Origin of the sequence: Pseudomonas zhanjiangensis (genome assembly GCF_041027545.1) — a bacterium.
Lineage (GTDB): Bacteria > Pseudomonadota > Gammaproteobacteria > Pseudomonadales > Pseudomonadaceae > Aquipseudomonas > Aquipseudomonas zhanjiangensis.
In genome coordinates, this window is sequence record NZ_JBFTEG010000005.1 from 21,465 (window position 1) to 37,628 (window position 16,164).

Annotated in this window: 17 protein-coding genes and 3 tRNA genes; 17 read left to right on the top strand and 3 right to left on the bottom strand. The window is 67.1% G+C overall.

What is annotated here, in order from left to right; genetic code table 11:
- The first annotated feature begins 10 nt into the window (after positions 1-10).
- The 12 genes from xcpS (at position 11) to AB5S05_RS08420 (ending at position 6,630) form a co-directional block, all read left to right on the top strand.
- The gene (xcpS, locus tag AB5S05_RS08365; RefSeq protein WP_369287046.1) at positions 11-1,228 is read left to right on the top strand and encodes a GspF family T2SS innner membrane protein variant XcpS; all 1,218 of its coding nucleotides are present in this window, start codon (positions 11-13) and stop codon (positions 1,226-1,228) included.
- A 4-nt stretch (positions 1,229-1,232) separates the two neighbouring features.
- On the top strand, positions 1,233-1,658 hold the full coding sequence (gene gspG, locus AB5S05_RS08370) for a type II secretion system major pseudopilin GspG (RefSeq protein ID WP_369287047.1): 426 nt from the start codon (positions 1,233-1,235) through the stop codon (positions 1,656-1,658).
- 6 nt (positions 1,659-1,664) lie between these two features.
- A complete protein-coding gene (gene gspH, locus AB5S05_RS08375) occupies positions 1,665-2,183 on the top strand; it encodes a type II secretion system minor pseudopilin GspH (protein ID WP_369287048.1) in 519 nt (172 codons plus the stop codon).
- Positions 2,180-2,569 carry a type II secretion system minor pseudopilin GspI gene (gene gspI / locus AB5S05_RS08380; RefSeq protein WP_369287049.1) on the top strand — a complete coding sequence of 130 codons (390 nt, stop codon included), beginning with the start codon at positions 2,180-2,182 and terminating at the stop codon, positions 2,567-2,569. The genes gspH and gspI overlap by 4 nt, the downstream gene beginning before the upstream one ends.
- The gene (gene gspJ, locus AB5S05_RS08385; RefSeq protein WP_369287050.1) at positions 2,566-3,243 is read left to right on the top strand and encodes a type II secretion system minor pseudopilin GspJ; all 678 of its coding nucleotides are present in this window, start codon (positions 2,566-2,568) and stop codon (positions 3,241-3,243) included. Before gspI ends, gspJ begins: the two co-directional genes overlap by 4 nt.
- A complete protein-coding gene (gene gspK / locus AB5S05_RS08390) occupies positions 3,240-4,208 on the top strand; it encodes a type II secretion system minor pseudopilin GspK (RefSeq protein WP_369287051.1) in 969 nt (322 codons plus the stop codon). The genes gspJ and gspK overlap by 4 nt, the downstream gene beginning before the upstream one ends.
- Entirely contained in the window at positions 4,205-5,338 is a 1,134-nt protein-coding gene (gspL, locus tag AB5S05_RS08395) for a type II secretion system protein GspL (protein ID WP_369287052.1), read from the top strand. The genes gspK and gspL overlap by 4 nt, the downstream gene beginning before the upstream one ends.
- Before the next feature lie 2 nt (positions 5,339-5,340).
- Positions 5,341-5,865, top strand: a complete 525-nt coding sequence (locus tag AB5S05_RS08400; protein ID WP_369287053.1) for a type II secretion system protein M — start codon at positions 5,341-5,343, stop codon at positions 5,863-5,865.
- A gap of 147 nt (positions 5,866-6,012) precedes the next feature.
- Positions 6,013-6,088 (top strand) — tRNA-Val (locus AB5S05_RS08405).
- 35 nt (positions 6,089-6,123) lie between these two features.
- Positions 6,124-6,200, top strand: a tRNA-Asp gene (locus tag AB5S05_RS08410).
- A gap of 98 nt (positions 6,201-6,298) precedes the next feature.
- Positions 6,299-6,375, top strand: a tRNA-Asp gene (locus tag AB5S05_RS08415).
- 123 nt (positions 6,376-6,498) lie between these two features.
- Positions 6,499-6,630 carry a hypothetical protein gene (locus AB5S05_RS08420; protein WP_369287054.1) on the top strand — a complete coding sequence of 44 codons (132 nt, stop codon included), beginning with the start codon at positions 6,499-6,501 and terminating at the stop codon, positions 6,628-6,630.
- Here the strand turns inward: AB5S05_RS08420 and AB5S05_RS08425 are convergent.
- Positions 6,627-7,664, bottom strand: coding sequence for an AraC family transcriptional regulator (locus AB5S05_RS08425; protein WP_369287055.1), 1,038 nt, complete (start codon positions 7,662-7,664; stop codon positions 6,627-6,629). The genes AB5S05_RS08420 and AB5S05_RS08425 overlap by 4 nt on opposite strands.
- On the bottom strand, positions 7,661-8,605 hold the full coding sequence (locus AB5S05_RS08430) for a carbon-nitrogen hydrolase family protein (protein WP_369287056.1): 945 nt from the start codon (positions 8,603-8,605) through the stop codon (positions 7,661-7,663). The genes AB5S05_RS08425 and AB5S05_RS08430 overlap by 4 nt, the downstream gene beginning before the upstream one ends.
- Positions 8,606-8,789: 184 nt before the next feature.
- Here AB5S05_RS08430 and AB5S05_RS08435 point away from each other — a divergent pair, with 184 nt between their 5' ends.
- From AB5S05_RS08435 to AB5S05_RS08455, 5 genes are all read left to right on the top strand, one after another.
- On the top strand, positions 8,790-10,823 hold the full coding sequence (locus AB5S05_RS08435) for an oxidoreductase (RefSeq protein WP_369287057.1): 2,034 nt from the start codon (positions 8,790-8,792) through the stop codon (positions 10,821-10,823).
- Positions 10,824-10,886: 63 nt separating this feature from the next.
- A complete protein-coding gene (locus AB5S05_RS08440) occupies positions 10,887-11,318 on the top strand; it encodes a nuclear transport factor 2 family protein (protein WP_369287058.1) in 432 nt (143 codons plus the stop codon).
- Between the two features lie 255 nt (positions 11,319-11,573).
- A complete protein-coding gene (locus tag AB5S05_RS08445; protein ID WP_369287059.1) occupies positions 11,574-12,944 on the top strand; it encodes a chromosome partitioning protein ParA in 1,371 nt (456 codons plus the stop codon).
- 54 nt (positions 12,945-12,998) lie between these two features.
- Positions 12,999-13,934: a 1-aminocyclopropane-1-carboxylate deaminase/D-cysteine desulfhydrase gene (locus tag AB5S05_RS08450; protein ID WP_369287220.1), complete on the top strand. Its 936-nt coding sequence runs from the start codon at positions 12,999-13,001 to the stop codon at positions 13,932-13,934.
- Positions 13,931-15,040 carry a cyclic nucleotide-binding domain-containing protein gene (locus tag AB5S05_RS08455; protein ID WP_369287060.1) on the top strand — a complete coding sequence of 370 codons (1,110 nt, stop codon included), beginning with the start codon at positions 13,931-13,933 and terminating at the stop codon, positions 15,038-15,040. Before AB5S05_RS08450 ends, AB5S05_RS08455 begins: the two co-directional genes overlap by 4 nt.
- Positions 15,041-15,086: 46 nt before the next feature.
- On the opposite strand, the gene AB5S05_RS08460 is transcribed toward AB5S05_RS08455, so the two are convergent.
- Positions 15,087-16,046, bottom strand: coding sequence for a DUF1853 family protein (locus AB5S05_RS08460; RefSeq protein ID WP_369287061.1), 960 nt, complete (start codon positions 16,044-16,046; stop codon positions 15,087-15,089).
- Between the last annotated feature and the right edge of the window lie 118 nt (positions 16,047-16,164).

The following is a 16,164-nucleotide window of genomic DNA, read 5'->3' on the forward strand; positions in this document are numbered from 1 at the left end:
TAGGACGATCATGGCCGCCTTCGAATACCTTGCCCTCGATACCAAGGGCCGCCAGTGCAAAGGCGCGCTCGAGGCCGACAGCGCCCGTCAGGTCCGCCAGTTGCTGCGCGAGAGGCAACTGGCGCCGCTCGCGGTCAAGGCCACGCGCAGCCGTGAGCAGGCCGGCACCGACGGTCGCCTGGGGTTCGTTCGCGGGCTCGGCGCGCGCGACCTGGCACTGCTCACCCGGCAACTGGCGACCCTGATCCAGGCGGCCCTGCCGATCGAGGAGGCGCTGCGTGCGGCGGCGGCCCAGGCGCGCCTGCCACGCATCCAGAGCATGCTCCTGGCGGTGCGCGCGCGGGTGCTCGAGGGGCATGGCCTGGCCAGCAGCCTGCAGGCCTTTCCCGCCGCCTTTCCCGAGCTGTACCGCGCCACGGTAGCCGCCGGCGAGCATGCCGGGCACCTGGGGCCGGTGCTGGAGCAACTGGCCGACTACACCGAGCAGCGTCAGCAGTCGCGGCAGAAGATCCAGCTGGCGCTGCTCTATCCGCTGATCCTGATGTGCGCGTCCTTGCTGATCGTCGGCTTTCTCCTCGGCTATGTGGTGCCGGATGTGGTGCGGGTGTTCGTCGACTCCGGGCAGACCCTGCCGGCACTGACCCGCGGCTTGATCGTCCTCAGCGATTGGGTCAAGGGCTGGGGCTGGCTGGCGCTGCTGATTCTGCTGCTGGGCCCCGTCGCACTTCGCTGGGCATTGCGCGATGAGGCGTTCAGGCGCCGCTGGCATGGCCTGCTGCTGCGCCTGCCGTTGTTCGGCGGCCTGATCCGCGCCACCGATTGCGCCCGTTTCGCCTCGACCCTGGCGATCCTCACCCGCAGCGGGGTGCCGCTGGTGGAGGCGCTGGGCATCGGCGCCGAGGTGATCGCCAATCGGCTGATTCGTGACGAGGTGGTGGTGGTCGCGCGCAAGGTGCGCGAGGGCGGCAGCCTGACCCGCGCCTTGGAGGCCAGCGGGCAGTTCCCGCCGATGATGCTGCACATGATCGCCAGCGGCGAGCGCTCCGGCGAGCTGGACCAGATGCTGGCGCGCACGGCGCGCAATCAGGAAAACGATCTGGGCGCCCAGGTGGCCCTGCTGGTCGGCCTGTTCGAGCCGTTCATGTTGGTGTTCATGGGGGCAGTGGTGCTGGTCATCGTCCTGGCCATTCTGTTGCCGATACTTTCGTTGAACCAATTGGTGGGGTAGCTAGGTGAACAAGCGTCAGTCAGGTTTTACGCTGATCGAGATCATGGTGGTGGTGGTGATTCTCGGCATCCTCGCCGCGCTGGTGGTGCCGCAGATCATGAGTCGGCCCGATCAGGCCAAGCTCACAGTGGCCAAGGGGGATATCAAGGCGGTCGCCGCGGCCCTGGATATGTACAAGCTGGACAACCACAGCTACCCGAGTACCCAGCAGGGCCTCGAGGCTTTGGTGCAGAAACCTTCGGGCAACCCGCCGGCGAAGAACTGGAACCGTGACGGCTACCTCAAGCGTCTGCCGGTCGATCCCTGGGGCAACGTCTATCAGTACCTGGCACCGGGAGCCAAGGGGCCATTCGACCTCTACTCGCTCGGCGCCGATGGCAAACCGGGCGGCAGCGAGCTGGATGCCGATATCGGCAACTGGGACCTCTAGCCCGGCATGGGTCGGACGCGCGGCTTTACCCTGATCGAACTGCTGGTGGTGCTGGTGATCCTTGGCTGCCTGGTCGGTCTGGCCGTGCTCGGCGGCGGTTTCGCCGGCCCGGCCCGCGAGCTGCGCGGCGAGGCCGAGCGTCTGTGCGGATTGATCGGCGTGCTGGCCGAGGAGGCGGTGCTGGACAATCGCGAATACGGCCTGCAGCTGAGTCCTGACGGCTATCGGGTGCTGGGCTACGACTCGCGTTCTGGCCGTTGGCATGCCGTCGACGACAAGCCCCACCGGCTGCCGGCGTGGGCCGAGCTGAGCTTCGAACTCGAAGGCCAGCCCCTGCGCCTGGCGGGTGGCGCCGACGAGCCGGACCTGGCTCCGCAGCTGTTGATCCTGTCCAGTGGCGAACTCAGCCCGTTTCGTCTGCGCCTGGGCGAGCGGCGCCGCGATGGCCTGCGTCTGCAGCTTTCCAGTGATGGCTTCGGCCTGCCCAGGGTCGAGAGCGACAGCCGCGAGGCGCCTGCTGGATGAGGCGCCCGGCCGGCTTTACCTTGCTCGAAGTGCTGGTGGCCTTGGCCATTTTCGCCGTGGTGGCCGCCAGCGTCCTGAGCGCCACTGCGCGCAGCCTGCAAACCGCCGCCAGCCTGGAAGACAAGACCCTGGCGATGTGGGTCGCGGACAACCGCCTGAGCGAGTTGCAGTTGGGCCAGGCGCCGGCGGCCGAGGGGCGCGACCAGGGTGAGCTGACGTTCGCCGGGCGTCTCTGGCAGTGGCAGAGCGAGATACAGGCGACCAGCGAGCCGAGCATGCGCCGGGTCACCCTGTGGGTCGCGCCGAGCCCCGAGCGCGGCCTGGGCGGCGATCTGCGCGAACGCGCAGTGGTCAGTCTCAGCGGCTTTGTCGGTGAACCTCGATGAACCGTTCGGCGGGTTTCACCCTGCTCGAGCTGCTGATCGCCATTGCCATCTTCGCCCTGTTGGGCTTGGCCACCTACCGCATGCTCGACAGTGTGCTAAGCACCGATAGCCGCACTCGCGAGCACGAGCAGCAGTTGCGTGAACTGGTGCGGGCCATGGCCGCCTTCGAGCGCGATTTGCTGCAGGTCGCGCCGCGCGCGATACGCGATCCCTTCGGCGAGGCGCGACCGGCCATGCTGGGGGGGGAGGGCGAGCGCCCGGCGCTGGAGTTCAGTCGGCTCGGCTGGCGCAATCCGCTCGGCCAGGCGCGCGCCAGCATCCAGCGGGTGCGCTGGCAGCTGAGCGGTGAGCAGTGGCAGCGCCACTACTGGACGGTGCTCGATCAGGCCCAGGACAGCCAGCCCCGGGTGCAGCAGGCACTGGCGGGGGTCACCGGCCTGCAGCTGCGCTATCTGAATGCCGAGGGTGGCTGGCGCGACAGTTGGCCGCCCGAGGGGGCGGGTGAGGAGTCCCTGCAGATGCTGCCCCAGGCCCTCGAACTGGTGCTTGAACACCGCCGCTATGGCCAGCTGCGTCGCCTCCTGCGATTGCCCGAGGCGCTGCCCGAACAGCTGCGCCAGGCGGGCAAGGCCGATCAGGCGGGTGCCCACGGGGCGGTCGAGGTGAAGCCATGAGGCGCCAGCAAGGTGTCGCCTTGATAACCGTGCTGCTGGTGGTGGCGCTGGTCAGCGTGGTCAGCGCGGCAATAGTCGCCCGCCAGCAGCTGGCCATTCGCAGCAGTGCCAATCAGTTTCACGTGCGCCAGGCCTGGCACTACGCCCTGGGTGGCGAGACGCTGGCCAAGGCGGTGTTGCGCCGCGACCTGCAGCAGGGTGACCCACGCGCGCCGGTGGACCACCCGGCGGAGGCCTGGGCACGGCCGCTGGCACCCTTCGCCCTGGATGAAGGCGGCGAGTTGCACGTGCGTATCGAGGATCCGACCGGGCGTTTCAACCTCAACAGCCTGATGCGCCAGGGCCAGGTCAACCAGGCGGCGCTGCAGCAGTTTCGTCGCCTGCTGCGCAGTCTGCAGATCGACAAGCCCTATGCCGAGCGCCTGCTCGACTGGTTGGACGCCGATCAGGAGGTCTCAGGCGGTACGGGTGCCGAGGACAATCAATACCTGCTGGCGCAGCCGGCCTACCGCGCGGGCAATCGCGCGCTGGTCGACGTCTCGGAGCTGCGCCTTCTGCTGGAGATGGACGAGGCCGACTACCGCCGCCTGTTGCCGCTGGTCACGGCCTTGCCGGCCGAGGCGACCCTCAACGTCAACACCGCCGGTGCCTGGGTGCTGGCCAGTCTGGCCGAAGGGCTGCCGCTGAGCAGTGCCGAGGGCCTGGTGGCCCGGCGCGGTAATCAGGGCTATGCCGATCTGCCGAGTTTTCTCGCTCAGCTGCCCGGCCTGCAGGTGCAGAGTCAGGAGCTGGCGGTCGGCAGCGAGTACTTTCAGGTGACCAGCGAGGTCAGTGTCGGTGATCGCCGTCAGGTCTTACGCAGCACACTGAGGCGCACCAGCGACGGTCGCTCCTATGTGCTGACCCGTGATCTGGGCCAGGATGCCGTATCGGCTCCGGTGCCCACCGAGGAAGTCGAACCATGAATCACCCCTGTGTGTTCCTGCCGCCCGCCGCCTGCGCCGACGTCGCGGCCGACCTGCCGGTACGGCTGGTGCAAGACGAACGTAACGAGTGCCTGCCGTTCGCCGAGGCGGTGGCGCAGGCGCAGGCCTTCTGGACCCTGGTGTTGCCGGTCGAGGCGGTCACCGCCTGCGCCGTTCAGTTGCCGACCCAGAAAGCCCGCTGGCTGCGCCAGGCGTTGCCGTTTGCGGTGGAGGAGTTGCTGGCCGAGGATGTCGAGCAGTTGCACCTGGCGCTGGGCGAGCCGCTGGCCGATGGCCGGCATCGGGTGTTCGCCGTGCGCCGCAGCTGGCTGGCGGGCTGGCTGGCGTTGTGTCCCAGCGTACCCCAGCGAATCCTGGTGGATGCCGATATGTTGCCCCGCGAGGGCACGCCGCTGCTGTATCTGGAGTCGCGCTGGCTACTTGGCGGCGCCGGCGTGGCGCGTCTGGCCCTGGATGGCGCGACCTGGCCGGCGCTGGCGCAGTGCTGTCCTCATCCGCATGTTGCCCATCACCAGCCCGGTCAGGAGGCTCTGGCGCCGGTGGATGACCGCTCGCCGGTGGTCGATGGCTATCGCTGGCTGGCGCAGCAGGCGATGGCGACCAACCTGGCCCAGGGCGAGTTCGCCCCTCGCCAGAGTGCCGACCATTGGCAGCGCTGGCGACCGCTGGTGGGGCTGCTCGGCCTCTGGCTGGTGTTGCAATGGGGGGTGAACCTGGCGCAGGGCTGGTATTTGCAGCGCCAGGCCGATGCCTATGCGGCCAGCAGCGAAGCCCTGTACCGGCAGCTGTTTCCCGAAGACCACAAGCTGATCAACCTGCGCGCGCAGCTGGATCAGCACCTGGCGGAAGCGGAGGGGGGCGCAGGACAGCTGCTGGGGTTGCTCGCTCAGGTGAGTCAGGCCATGGCGGACGACGAACAGCGCTTGAGCGTGCAGCAAGTGGATTTCAGCGACAGTCGCGGCGACCTGGCGCTGCAGGTCCAGGCGCCGGGGTTCGCTGAGCTGGAGCGGCTGCGCGAGCGCCTGCAGGAGTTCGGTCTGCCTGTACAGCTGGGCTCTGCCAGTCGCGAGTCGGCCGGTGTGAGCGCGCGTTTGGTGATAGGGGGATGAACATGGATTCTCTGCATGGTGTTCAGCGTTCGCTCGGTGCACGGCTGGAGGCGTCGCCATTGCCGCAACGCTGGCGCGCGCTGGCGCCCAGTGATCGGCTGGCGCTCGGCGGCCTGGCGGTATTCCTCGCGGCGCTGAGCCTGTATCTGTTGGTCTGGCAGCCGACACAGCAGGGGTTGGCCCGCGCGCGCGAGGCGTTCGAGCAACAGCGTGCGCTACACACCTATCTGCAGGCCCAGGCGCCGCGTGCGCGCAGCCTGGCCGGCAGGTCCCAGGCGCCGGTCGATCCGGCACGCCTGCAAGGCCTGGTCACGGCCAGTGCCGCGCAGCAGGGGCTGGCGGTCGAGCGGCTCGACAGCGATGCCAACGGCGCTCTGCAAGTCGCCCTGCAGCCCGCGCCGTTTGGTCAGTTGCTGCGCTGGTTCGCAGTGCTGGAGGAACAGGGGGTGCGTATCGCCGAGGCAGGGCTGGATCGGAGCGAGGCCGATGGGGTCGGTGCGCGCCTGACCTTGCGCGTGGGCCCCTGAGCGCAGGGCCAAGCGGCGCAGGCCGGCTGGGCGCTGTGCGTCGGCCTCGGGCAGAGCGCCGGATTGACCGGGCGTGTGAGAAAAACTTTAAGCGGGGTATTGACTTAGGTGCGGCTGGGCCTTAAATTGCGCGCCTCGCAAAGCAACGGGTGATTAGCTCAGCTGGGAGAGCATCTGCCTTACAAGCAGAGGGTCGGCGGTTCGATCCCGTCATCACCCACCACTCTTTGCGAATTCGGACGCAAGTCCGGCCGACGCGCAGCGGTAGTTCAGTCGGTTAGAATACCGGCCTGTCACGCCGGGGGTCGCGGGTTCGAGTCCCGTCCGCTGCGCCATATTTTCCATGTCGGGTTCGCTCGGCATGAGGTGGAAAGGTTAAAAGCCGATTCGCCAGACGAAGCAAGAGTTCTCTGGACGCAAGTCCATCCGACACGCAGCGGTAGTTCAGTCGGTTAGAATACCGGCCTGTCACGCCGGGGGTCGCGGGTTCGAGTCCCGTCCGCTGCGCCATATATGAAACCCTCAGGTAGCGATACCTGAGGGTTTTTTATTGTCCGCGACAGGCTGTCCGCGACACGCCGTCTGCGACAAGCTGTCATCTTGTGTTCATCACCCTGCTCTAGCTTGATTGGCATGTCATGGGTACATGTTCAAGGCATCAAGCGGGAGGAGGCGAAAATGGACGATTATCAAGAAGAGCTGCTCGAGTCGCGTGGCCTGGAGTGGGATCTGCCCGAGTGGGAAGAAGACGCCACCGAACTCTAGTCGGCTTTGCGCTGGGTGCGGCGGAACTCGCCCGGGGTCTGCTGGTTCCAGCGCTTGAAGGCGCGCTGAAAGGCTTCGGCCGAGGCGAAACCGAGCAGGTAGGCGATTTCGCCGAACGCCAGTTCGGTATCGCGGATATAGGCCATGGCCAGGTCGCGCCGCGTTTCATTGAGGATGGCGCGAAACTGCGTGCCTTCCTCGGCCAGTTTGCGCCGCAACGTCCAGCTGGGCAGTTGCAGGCGCGCGGCCACCTCTTGCAGGTCGGGCTCGCGGCCATGCAGCAGAGGGCCGAGCAATTGGGCGATGCGCTCGCGCAGGCTGCGGGTGCGAGTCAGCTGCTCCAGTGCTTCTTCGCAGAGGTTCAGCAGCTGCCGCCAGGTGCTCGGGCAGTGCTCGGGGTTGCGCAGCTTGAGGCTGGCCTGGCTCAAACGTAGCTGGTTGTGCTGGGCGGCGAACTCCAGCGGGTAGTCGAGCAGCCCCGCATAGCTGGCCACGTAGCTGGGTGTCGGGAATTCGATCTGGATCTTTTCAACCGGCAGGGGTTGGCCGGCCAGCTGGCCCAGCTGCTGAATCCAGCTGGCCAGCACCGAGTCGACGACAAAGCGGTTGTAGTCGTTGTAGGGGCTGATCGAGTAGAAGCGCAGCCAGGCGCCGCGAGCGTCTTCGACCAGGCTCGACTGGCCGCGGTAGTTGGACGCGTACAAGGGTTCGAAACGGGTCAGCGCCCGGGCCGCCTCGCGCACCGTGGGTGCCTGGGCGGCGGTGACGCCAGCCAGGCCGGCCTGGCTCAGCCTGCTCAGGCGGCCCATATGCAGGCCGAGCGCAGGCTCGGCGCACAGCTGGATCGCGGCGTGGCCCAGGCGCATGTAGCGCGGGATGGATACGCGTGCGCCGGGCTCGGCCAGTCTCGCGGCGTCCAGGCCGTACTGTTCGAGCAGTGGCCGCGGGTCCTGGCCGAGATGCTGCACGGCATCGGCGAGGTTGTTGATGAAGCCGACCGAGAGATCGCCGAGGCGCACGCGTTGCGGTTTCATTCCGGCGTTATCCAGAGATTGAGCAGGTGGCTACCTGGCGCGGAGCTGGCCTGCTCGACGTCCTCGGGGGTCAGGCGGACATCCCGCGGCGCGCCGCCGATGGGCCAGCCGAGTTTGCCGCGCAGGAACAGCGGCGGACTGGGTTGGCCGCCATCAACCGGCTGCAGGCTGCTCTGCGGGTAACCCGCGCGCCAGTCGCGCACGACCCGGTACTGCAGCGAGCCTGCCTCGACGAGTTGCGCCGCACCGCTGTCGGCGCGCCATGGCCAGGGTTCGTCGTAGCCTTGGCCCTGAATCTCGCCCTGTGGCGAGAACACCAGGCTGAGGTTGCGCAGGGCGCCGCTACCGCTGCGCAGTTGGCCGTTTCGTATGGAAGGCTCGGGCAGCAGAATCGAGCCTGCCAGCAGGGTGACGCGGTACTCGCGGGCCAGTCCGCCGAACAGCTGTTGATAGTCCTCGGCCATCTGCGTGGCTTTCATTCGCAGCAGGGCTTCATCCAGGCGATCGGCGTCCAGATTCAGCAGCAGGGCCTTGATGGCCAGCAGCGGGTTGCCGAGCAGCAGCCAGTCCCGTACCTCCTGGCGGTTGCGCGCCTGGTAGAACTCGACCTTTTCACCACGAGCCAGCAACCAGGTGCCGATGTGCTCGGGCAGCGCCACTAGGGTGTCTGGGGTGAGCAGGTCGGCCTGCTGAGCGTGGTCCAGGGCGGCGCGCAGCTTCAGGCGCAGGTGGTCCGGGCTGCGATAGTCCAGCGGATAGAGCTGAGGGCGAATCAGCAGCAGGTTGCCCCGTCGATGCGGCGGGGCGGCCTCGCTGCTGATCACGCTGCGCAGATCGGACAGGTAGTGGTCGCTCGGGCGCCGTTCGGCCCAGATCAGGAAAGCTGTCAGGCAGCTGGCGGTGGCCAGGGCGGCGAGAAGTATCGGGAGTTTACGCGTCATGTCGCACAGGGTAGGTGGCTGGGTGGGGCATTGCCAAGGGGCGCAGTTAATTTTGATCAATAACTTGTAAGTTTGGGTCATTGAGGGGGCGGGGCCGGCTCTTTATCGTCTAGTCCATACCGACCCTGGTCCGGCTGAGACCACGGCATCCCGTGAATTGCACCTGCTCGATGTGGAGACTTCCATGACTGCTCGCTATCCGAACCTGCTGGCCCCGCTGGATCTGGGCTTCACTACCCTGAAGAACCGCGCCCTGATGGGGTCCATGCACACGGGCCTGGAAGAGAAGCCCAACGGCTTCGAGCGCATGGCGGCCTACTTCGCCGAGCGTGCCCGTGGCGGCGTCGGCCTGATGGTGACCGGTGGCATAGGGCCGAACGAGGAGGGCGGCGTCTATGCCGGCGCGGCCAAGCTGACCACCGCCGAAGAAGCCGAGAAGCACAAGATCGTCACCCGCGCGGTGCACGAGGCGGACGGCAAGATCTGCATGCAGATCCTGCATGCCGGCCGCTATGCCTACAGCCCCAAGTCGGTGGCGCCGAGCGCCATTCAGGCGCCGATCAATCCGTTCAAGCCCAAGGAGCTGGACGAGGAAGGCATCGAGAAGCAGATTCAGGACTTCGTCAATTGCTCGCTGCTGGCCCAGCAGGCCGAGTACGACGGCGTCGAAATCATGGGGTCCGAGGGCTACTTCATCAATCAGTTCCTGGTCGCCCATACCAACCATCGCACCGACCGCTGGGGCGGTAGCTACGAGAATCGCATGCGCCTGCCGGTGGAGATCGTCCGCCGTGTGCGTGAGGCGGTGGGGCCGAACTTCATCATCATCTACCGCCTGTCGATGCTCGACCTGGTCGAGGGCGGCAGCACCTGGGACGAGATCGTCACCCTAGCCAAGGCCATCGAAGCGGCTGGCGCCACCTTGATCAATACCGGTATCGGCTGGCACGAGGCGCGTATCCCGACCATCGCCACCAAGGTGCCGCGTGCGGCCTTCACCAAGGTCACCGCCAAGCTGCGTGGCGAGGTACAGATCCCGCTGATCACCACCAACCGCATCAACACCCCGGAAATCGCCGAGCAGGTGTTGGCCGAGGGCGATGCCGACATGGTCTCCATGGCCCGTCCGTTCCTCGCCGATCCGGACTTCGTCAACAAGGCCGCCGAAGGTCGCAGCAATGAGATCAACACCTGCATCGGCTGCAACCAGGCCTGCCTGGATCATACCTTCGGTGGCAAGTTGACCAGCTGCCTGGTCAACCCGCGCGCCTGTCACGAGACCGAGCTGAACTACCTTCCGACGGTTCAGGTGAAGCGGATCGCGGTGGTGGGCGCCGGCCCAGCCGGGCTGTCCGCCGCCACCGTGGCGGCCGAGCGTGGTCACAGCGTGACCCTGTTCGATGCCGCCGGCGAGGTTGGCGGTCAGTTCAACGTGGCCAAGCGCGTGCCGGGCAAGGAGGAGTTCTTCGAGACCCTGCGTTATTTCAAGCGCAAGCTGGAAACCACCGGGGTGGACCTGCGCCTGAATACCCGGGTATCGGCCGCCGAGCTGGCCGAGGGGGGCTTCGATGAGATCATTCTGGCCACCGGGATCGCGCCGCGCACCCCGGACATTCCGGGCGTGGACCATCCCAAGGTGATCGGCTATCTGGATGCGATCCTGCAGCGCAAGCCGGTCGGCCAGCGGGTCGCGGTGATCGGTGCCGGTGGTATCGGCTTCGATGTGTCCGAATTCATCACTCACCAGGGCGAGGCCACCAGCCTCGATCGCGTGGCGTTCTGGAAGGAGTGGGGCATCGATACCCGGCTCGAAGCGCGAGGCGGCGTCGCCGGTGTCACGGCCGAGCCGCACGCGCCGGCCCGGCAGGTGTTCCTCCTGCAGCGCAAGAAGTCCAAGGTCGGCGACGGCCTGGGCAAGACCACCGGCTGGATCCACCGCACCGGCCTGAAGAACAAGCAGGTGCAGATGCTCAACTCGGTGGAGTACCTGCAGGTCGACGACGCCGGCCTGCACATCCGCGTCGCCGGCGGCGAGCCGCAGGTGCTGCCGGTGGACACAGTGATCCTCTGCGCCGGTCAGGATCCGCTGCGCGAGCTGCATGAGGGGCTGGTCGCCGCGGGGCAGAGCGTGCACCTGATCGGTGGCGCCGATGTGGCGGCCGAGCTGGATGCCAAGCGTGCGATCAACCAGGGTTCGCGCCTGGCGGCCGAGCTCTGATCGACAGCGCCCCGCCCAGTGCGGGGCATTTGCCATGTGGCCCACAAGCACAGGGACAAGTTCATGACTTCGCATCTCCGGTTGCAGCCGGCGGCTGCCGAATCCCTGCAGCGCTGGCACCAGTTGCTGCTCGGCAACGACCTCGGGCGCCTGCCCGAGCTGCTGCACGCGCAGGCGCTGTTTCGCTCGCCGATGGCCTACAAGCCTTATGTCGGGGCGCCGCTGGTTTCGCTGATTCTCAATACCGTCAGCCAGGTATTCGAAGACTTCGTCTATCACCGCGAACTGGCCAGTGCGGATGGGCTCAGTGTGGTGCTGGAGTTCAGTGCCAGGGTGGCCGACCGCGAGCTCAGGGGCATCGACCTGATTCGCTTCGACGAGGCGGGTAAGATCGTCGAATTCGAAGTGATGATCAGGCCCATGAGCGGCTTGCAGGCCTTGGGTGAGGAGATGGCCCGGCGCTTGGAGCCCTTGCTGCCGAACAAGGCCTCCTAGGTTCATAGCACCAATCCCGTCACAGATTTGCCCCGCAGTCGGCCAGTCCTTGGCCGCTGGCGGGGCGACTGCCAACCCAGTCACATTGCTGGCGTGGGTTTTTCCCCTAGACTTGTTTGCATTGAGCGCTGGCGTCTGGAGTGCGGGCCTCACCGTGCCTGTCAAAATGCTTGCCCGCTGGTTGGGAAACGTGGTTATTTCCAAGGCGGTGCTGCGCCTGGGCGGGTGTCGCCGTGTTGGCCTTGAGGGAATCCGATGAGCATGCAGAACAAAGCGCAGATGGTCGAGGCCGTGATGTTCTTCGGTGAGCGCGGCGGCGTCTGCAAGCAAATGCTGTTTGCCGAGTTCGAGGCGTTGCTCGATGGCGTGGTCAACATGCCCGAGTTTGCCGATCAGCAGGTACGTATCGCCTACGTGGTGATCAACCCACGCCTGCTGATCAAGGCTGCAGTGTTCTTCTACCTGGATTTCGACGAGAAGGGGGCGCCCGACAGCGGTTGGAACATCCCCCTACAGCATCTGTCGGAAAAGGCCGGACGCGGACCGGACCTGGGTGCGGGGCCCATTCGCCTGGCCTGCCGCAGCCAGTGCCCGGTCTCCTGGCACCAGATGCACCTGTGGGACCCGAGCCTGGCGCCTGGGCACAACGATCTGATCCTGATACGTGATGCGGTCAAGCGCAACAGCCTTGGGCTGTTGGTCGAGGACGACAAGGCCCAGGCCGTGGCGCCGGAGCGGCTGCAGATGGCATCGGAAGACAACTGGTATGCGCCCGAAGCCTCTCGGGAGGCGGCGGACAGGCAGGCGGAGAAGCTCGATCAGGAGCATCGCCTGAAAACCGCTCAGTTGATCAAGCAGCAGCGCCTGCGGATCACCAGCCTGAGCCAGCAGCATGAGGAGGAGTTGGCCAAGTTCAAGCTGGCCAGCCAGGAGCAGGCCAAGTCGTTGCAGGCGCAGATCCAGGGATTGCGCCTGGCTCTGAGCCAGCAGCAGGAGCTGAACGCCAGCCTGAAAACTGAACTGGAGACCCAGGCCGCGAGCTTCCAGGCCGCGCGCGAGGCATTGGCCGAGCAGTTGCGCGCCCAGGAGCAGCACGGCCGCTCCGAGAGCGATATTCTGCGTCGTCAGTTTGAGGGCGAGCTGCAGGCGAAGGTTGCAGCGGCGGTGGCCGATTACAAGGAGCGAGTCGCCATTCGCGACGTCGAGCTGGCCTATCGCGCCGAGCAGGAGGGGCAGCTGCGCGAGGAGCTCGAGCGCCTCAAGGGCGAGCGCGAGCAGCAGGCAGGCCAGAGTGGCGAGCAGGTTCTCGAGCGTCTGGCCAAGCTCGGAGTGATCTTCGTGGTCTATCATCCGGCCGCCGGGCATCTGACCATCCCCTTGCAGGATGTCGCGCGTTACCAGGACAACCCCATGGCCTATGCCGCGGCCAAATGTTTCGTGTCCGAGGCTCAGTATCGTCAGTGGCTGGCGCACTACCAGCAGCCCACCTGCGAGGCCCTGCTACCCAGTGGCGAGCGCTGCGCCATCCCGATCGACCGGGTCGACAGCCCCAGCCGCTTCGCCATCGGCGACTCCAACTGCTGTGCGCGGCACAAGGCCAGTCATCGTCTGCGCACCGTCAGTTAAGCCTTGTTGCGCATCGATCCCGACTGGACGCCGCGCGCGCCACTGCAACCGCTGATGCTGGAGTGGGCGGCGCGAGCCGGCATCGAACTGGCGGTTCTGCGCCTGGATCTCATCGACCCGCTGATCAGCGGCAACAAATGGTTCAAGCTGGCTCCCCACCTGCAGGCCGCGGCGGCCGCAGGGGCCACGGGGCTGATCAGCCTGGGGGGCGCACACTCCAATCACCTGCATGCGCTGGCGGCCGCCGGCCAGCGCTTTCATTTCACCACAGTCGGTTTGCTGCGTGGCCATGCGCAAGATACGCCGACTGTGCGCGATCTGCAGCGCTTCGGCATGCGCCTGCATTGGCTCGGCTATGGCGGCTATCGGGCGCGTCACCAGGAAGGCTTCTGGGCGCCATGGCGGCAGCGCTATCGCGACTGCCATGTGGTGCCGGAGGGCGGCGGCGGGCTGCCTGGGGCGATGGGCTGTGCGTCTCTGGTGGCATTGTTGCGCGGGCAGCTGGCGGGGCTTGGCTGGACCGACTACGACGCACTCTGGCTGGCTGCGGGGACCGGCACGACCCTGGCGGGCCTGGTGCTGGGCGAGGCTGGCGGTCATCCCGTCTACGGCGCCATGGCGGTGCCGGCCGACCACGGCGTAGCGGCGCAGGTGCAGACGATCCTGCACGAGGCCGGGGCGGCCGATGCCTGTTACCAGTTGCTGGACGCCTGTCGCGGTGGCTTTGCACGCGTCGATGCGCAGCTGGAAGCCTTTCTGCATGCCAGCGAGGCGGCGACGGGGCTGCCGCTGGAACCGCTGTATACCGCCAAGGCGCTCATGGCGTTGCGTCAGCGGGTCGAAGCCGGTTACTTTGCCCGCGGTAGCCGCCTGGTGTTCGTCCATACCGGTGGTCTGCAGGGGCGGGGTGCGGCATTGCGCGACGCCTGCCAGGCGCACGAAGCTGCACCCGGCACATCCATCGACCAGCGGAGCCTGGAGCCGTCATGAGCGACCCTCTGAATCCCGAACAGCTGCGCAGCCTGACGCCGCTCAATGTGTTGTCGGAGCAACAGTGGCGCGAGCTGCGCAGTCAGCTGGTGCCGCAGCCCTTGCTGACCGGCCAGCTGCTGTTTCGCCGGGGCGATCAGGCGCGTCTGACCTATTACCTGCTGGCCGGTGAGTTGTCGCTGGTCGACCAGGAGGGCCGCCAGCAACGCATCGGCGCGGGCAGCGATCTCAGCTGTCATCCGCTGTCGCCGAGTCTTCCCCGTTTGCACGAAGTGCGGGCCCTGAGCGATTCCAGCGTACTGGTCCTCGACAGCGCGACCCTGGACCGGCTGGTGACCTGGCGCCTGGCGTATCAGGACCTGCTGCTGGACCTGGGGCAGGAGCATGACGAGTTGGAGTGGCTCGAGCGGCTGCTGGATAACCCCTTGTTCGCCAAGGTGCCGCCATCCAACGTGCGCGCCATGCTCGCTCGCCTGCAGCGCATCGAGCTGGCGGCGGGCAGCACGGTGCTGCGCGAGGGCGAAAGCGGCGACTGCTGCTACTTCCTCTACAGTGGTCGCGCCGAGGTCATGCGTGGCGCCGATAGCGACCAGCAGATACTGGCCGAGTTGGAGGTGGGCGCCTGTTTCGGCGAGGAGGCCTTGCTCGCCGACCGGCCGCGCAACGCTACTGTGACCCTGCTGGAGGACGGCGTGGTGCTGCGTCTGGATCGCCAGGACTTCTTTGCCCTGCTCAAGGCGCCGGTGGTGAATGAGGTTTCGCTCGGCGAGGCGGCCCGCTTGCTCAGCGATGGCGGGCAGTGGCTGGACGTGCGTCTGCAGGAGGAATACGAGTGCGGTCACGCACTGCAGTCGTTGCATATGCCCCTGCAGCTGCTGCGCCTGAAGGCGCGGCTGCTGGATAAGGCGCGGACTTACCTGTGCTATTGCGACAGTGGCAAGCGCAGCGCCAGTGCGGTGTTCCTGCTGTCGCAGCTGGGCTTCAGCGCCTGCTCCTTGCGTAACGGCCTGGACGCCCTGCCGGCTGTGCAGCGGGCCAGCCTGCTGTGTGAAAGGGGTTCAGGTTATCTGGCGCGCAGTGGCGGACGCACCGAGCGCAGTCGCTGAGACCCAGTCGCTGAGCCCCTGTCGTTGCAAACCACTCGCGGTCTCTTCAGGGCTCGATGGGGGCGGGCGTGAGCAGGGGCCAGCGGTCATGGACCAGAAACAGCCGTTCCGCTTCGTACCAGTGCCGTTGCTGGCCGGCCTCGAGTCTGACCATCAGTTGGGCGTTGGCCTGGGCGGGCAGTGCGGCGAGCCAGTCCTGCAGCCGCTGGCGCGACCAGCGCTGGTCTGGCGCGACCCGGGCGCTGGCCAGCCAGGCGCCGCGGGGCAGCGGCTGCCAGCAGCCGTCTGCGGCCTGGGCGACATAGGCTGCAAAGTCACGTCGATGCAGCCAGCGCCCGCGCAGGTGGTGCGCATTGGCGCCTCGTGGCGCCCGGCAGGCCGCGGGCCAGGGGTAGAACAGATAGCCGCCCAGCCAGAATGCCGCCTGCACATGGGTCAGATCCAGTTCGGCCAGTGCCGGCAGCGCCTCGCCGCGTGCGGACATGGGCAGTTGATGCTGGCTCAGGTGGTCGAGCTTGATATCCAGGCGATCATGGGTACCGGGGCCGAGCCAGTCTGCCGGTTGTGCGCCGCTGGCGCCTTCGGGGCCGAGGTAGAACTTGATCGCCAGTTCCAGATGGTGCACGCCTTCTGCATCGCGCAGCAGCAGGTCCAGTTCGCCCAGGGTATGGCCATTGTCACGGATGGGCAGGTTGGCGGCCAGCACTTCGACGCCGGGGGCGGCGTGCAGGGCGAACTGCCACAGCCGTTCGTAGTACAGGCCCAGGCGCCTGACCGAGCTGCGGGCCAGCCAGTCGAGCAGTGCCTGGCAGTCGCCATCGAGCTTGAGCAGCCAGTCGGCCAGCGCAGCGGGGTGGCGCCCCCAGGGGCAGGCGCTGAGCGGGTGGCGCTGGGGCCAGGGGGCGTCGCCGAGCAGGGGCGGTGACAGCAGCACCCAGGCCAGGTCGCGTACGGCGGGCTGGCCCAGGCGCTGGTGCAGGTCGGCGAGCGAGGCAAATGGCGTCATGTTGCGAGCATAGCGCCTTCTGCTGACTGGGCGGTTGGCCGGGTGTGCCAGGGCCGACCCGTGCGCGGATGAGCCTGCCCGGGTTTGCCGCTGTTGCCGGCTTTCGCCCATAATCGGG

Bases quoted from the DNA above. Each gene is read 5' to 3' on its own strand.
- xcpS (WP_369287046.1), top strand. From the start codon at position 11: ATGGCCGCCTTCGAATACCTTGCCCTCGATACCAAGGGCCGCCAGTGC.
- gspH (WP_369287048.1), top strand. From the start codon at position 1,665: ATGGGTCGGACGCGCGGCTTTACCCTGATCGAACTGCTGGTGGTGCTG.
- gspI (WP_369287049.1), top strand. From the start codon at position 2,180: ATGAGGCGCCCGGCCGGCTTTACCTTGCTCGAAGTGCTGGTGGCCTTG.
- gspJ (WP_369287050.1), top strand. From the start codon at position 2,566: ATGAACCGTTCGGCGGGTTTCACCCTGCTCGAGCTGCTGATCGCCATT.
- gspK (WP_369287051.1), top strand. From the start codon at position 3,240: ATGAGGCGCCAGCAAGGTGTCGCCTTGATAACCGTGCTGCTGGTGGTG.
- gspL (WP_369287052.1), top strand. From the start codon at position 4,205: ATGAATCACCCCTGTGTGTTCCTGCCGCCCGCCGCCTGCGCCGACGTC.
- AB5S05_RS08400 (WP_369287053.1), top strand. From the start codon at position 5,341: ATGGATTCTCTGCATGGTGTTCAGCGTTCGCTCGGTGCACGGCTGGAG.
- AB5S05_RS08420 (WP_369287054.1), top strand. From the start codon at position 6,499: ATGTCATGGGTACATGTTCAAGGCATCAAGCGGGAGGAGGCGAAAATG.
- AB5S05_RS08425 (WP_369287055.1), bottom strand. From the start codon at position 7,664: ATGAAACCGCAACGCGTGCGCCTCGGCGATCTCTCGGTCGGCTTCATC.
- AB5S05_RS08430 (WP_369287056.1), bottom strand. From the start codon at position 8,605: ATGACGCGTAAACTCCCGATACTTCTCGCCGCCCTGGCCACCGCCAGC.
- AB5S05_RS08435 (WP_369287057.1), top strand. From the start codon at position 8,790: ATGACTGCTCGCTATCCGAACCTGCTGGCCCCGCTGGATCTGGGCTTC.
- AB5S05_RS08440 (WP_369287058.1), top strand. From the start codon at position 10,887: ATGACTTCGCATCTCCGGTTGCAGCCGGCGGCTGCCGAATCCCTGCAG.
- AB5S05_RS08445 (WP_369287059.1), top strand. From the start codon at position 11,574: ATGAGCATGCAGAACAAAGCGCAGATGGTCGAGGCCGTGATGTTCTTC.
- AB5S05_RS08450 (WP_369287220.1), top strand. From the start codon at position 12,999: ATGCTGGAGTGGGCGGCGCGAGCCGGCATCGAACTGGCGGTTCTGCGC.
- AB5S05_RS08455 (WP_369287060.1), top strand. From the start codon at position 13,931: ATGAGCGACCCTCTGAATCCCGAACAGCTGCGCAGCCTGACGCCGCTC.
- AB5S05_RS08460 (WP_369287061.1), bottom strand. From the start codon at position 16,046: ATGACGCCATTTGCCTCGCTCGCCGACCTGCACCAGCGCCTGGGCCAG.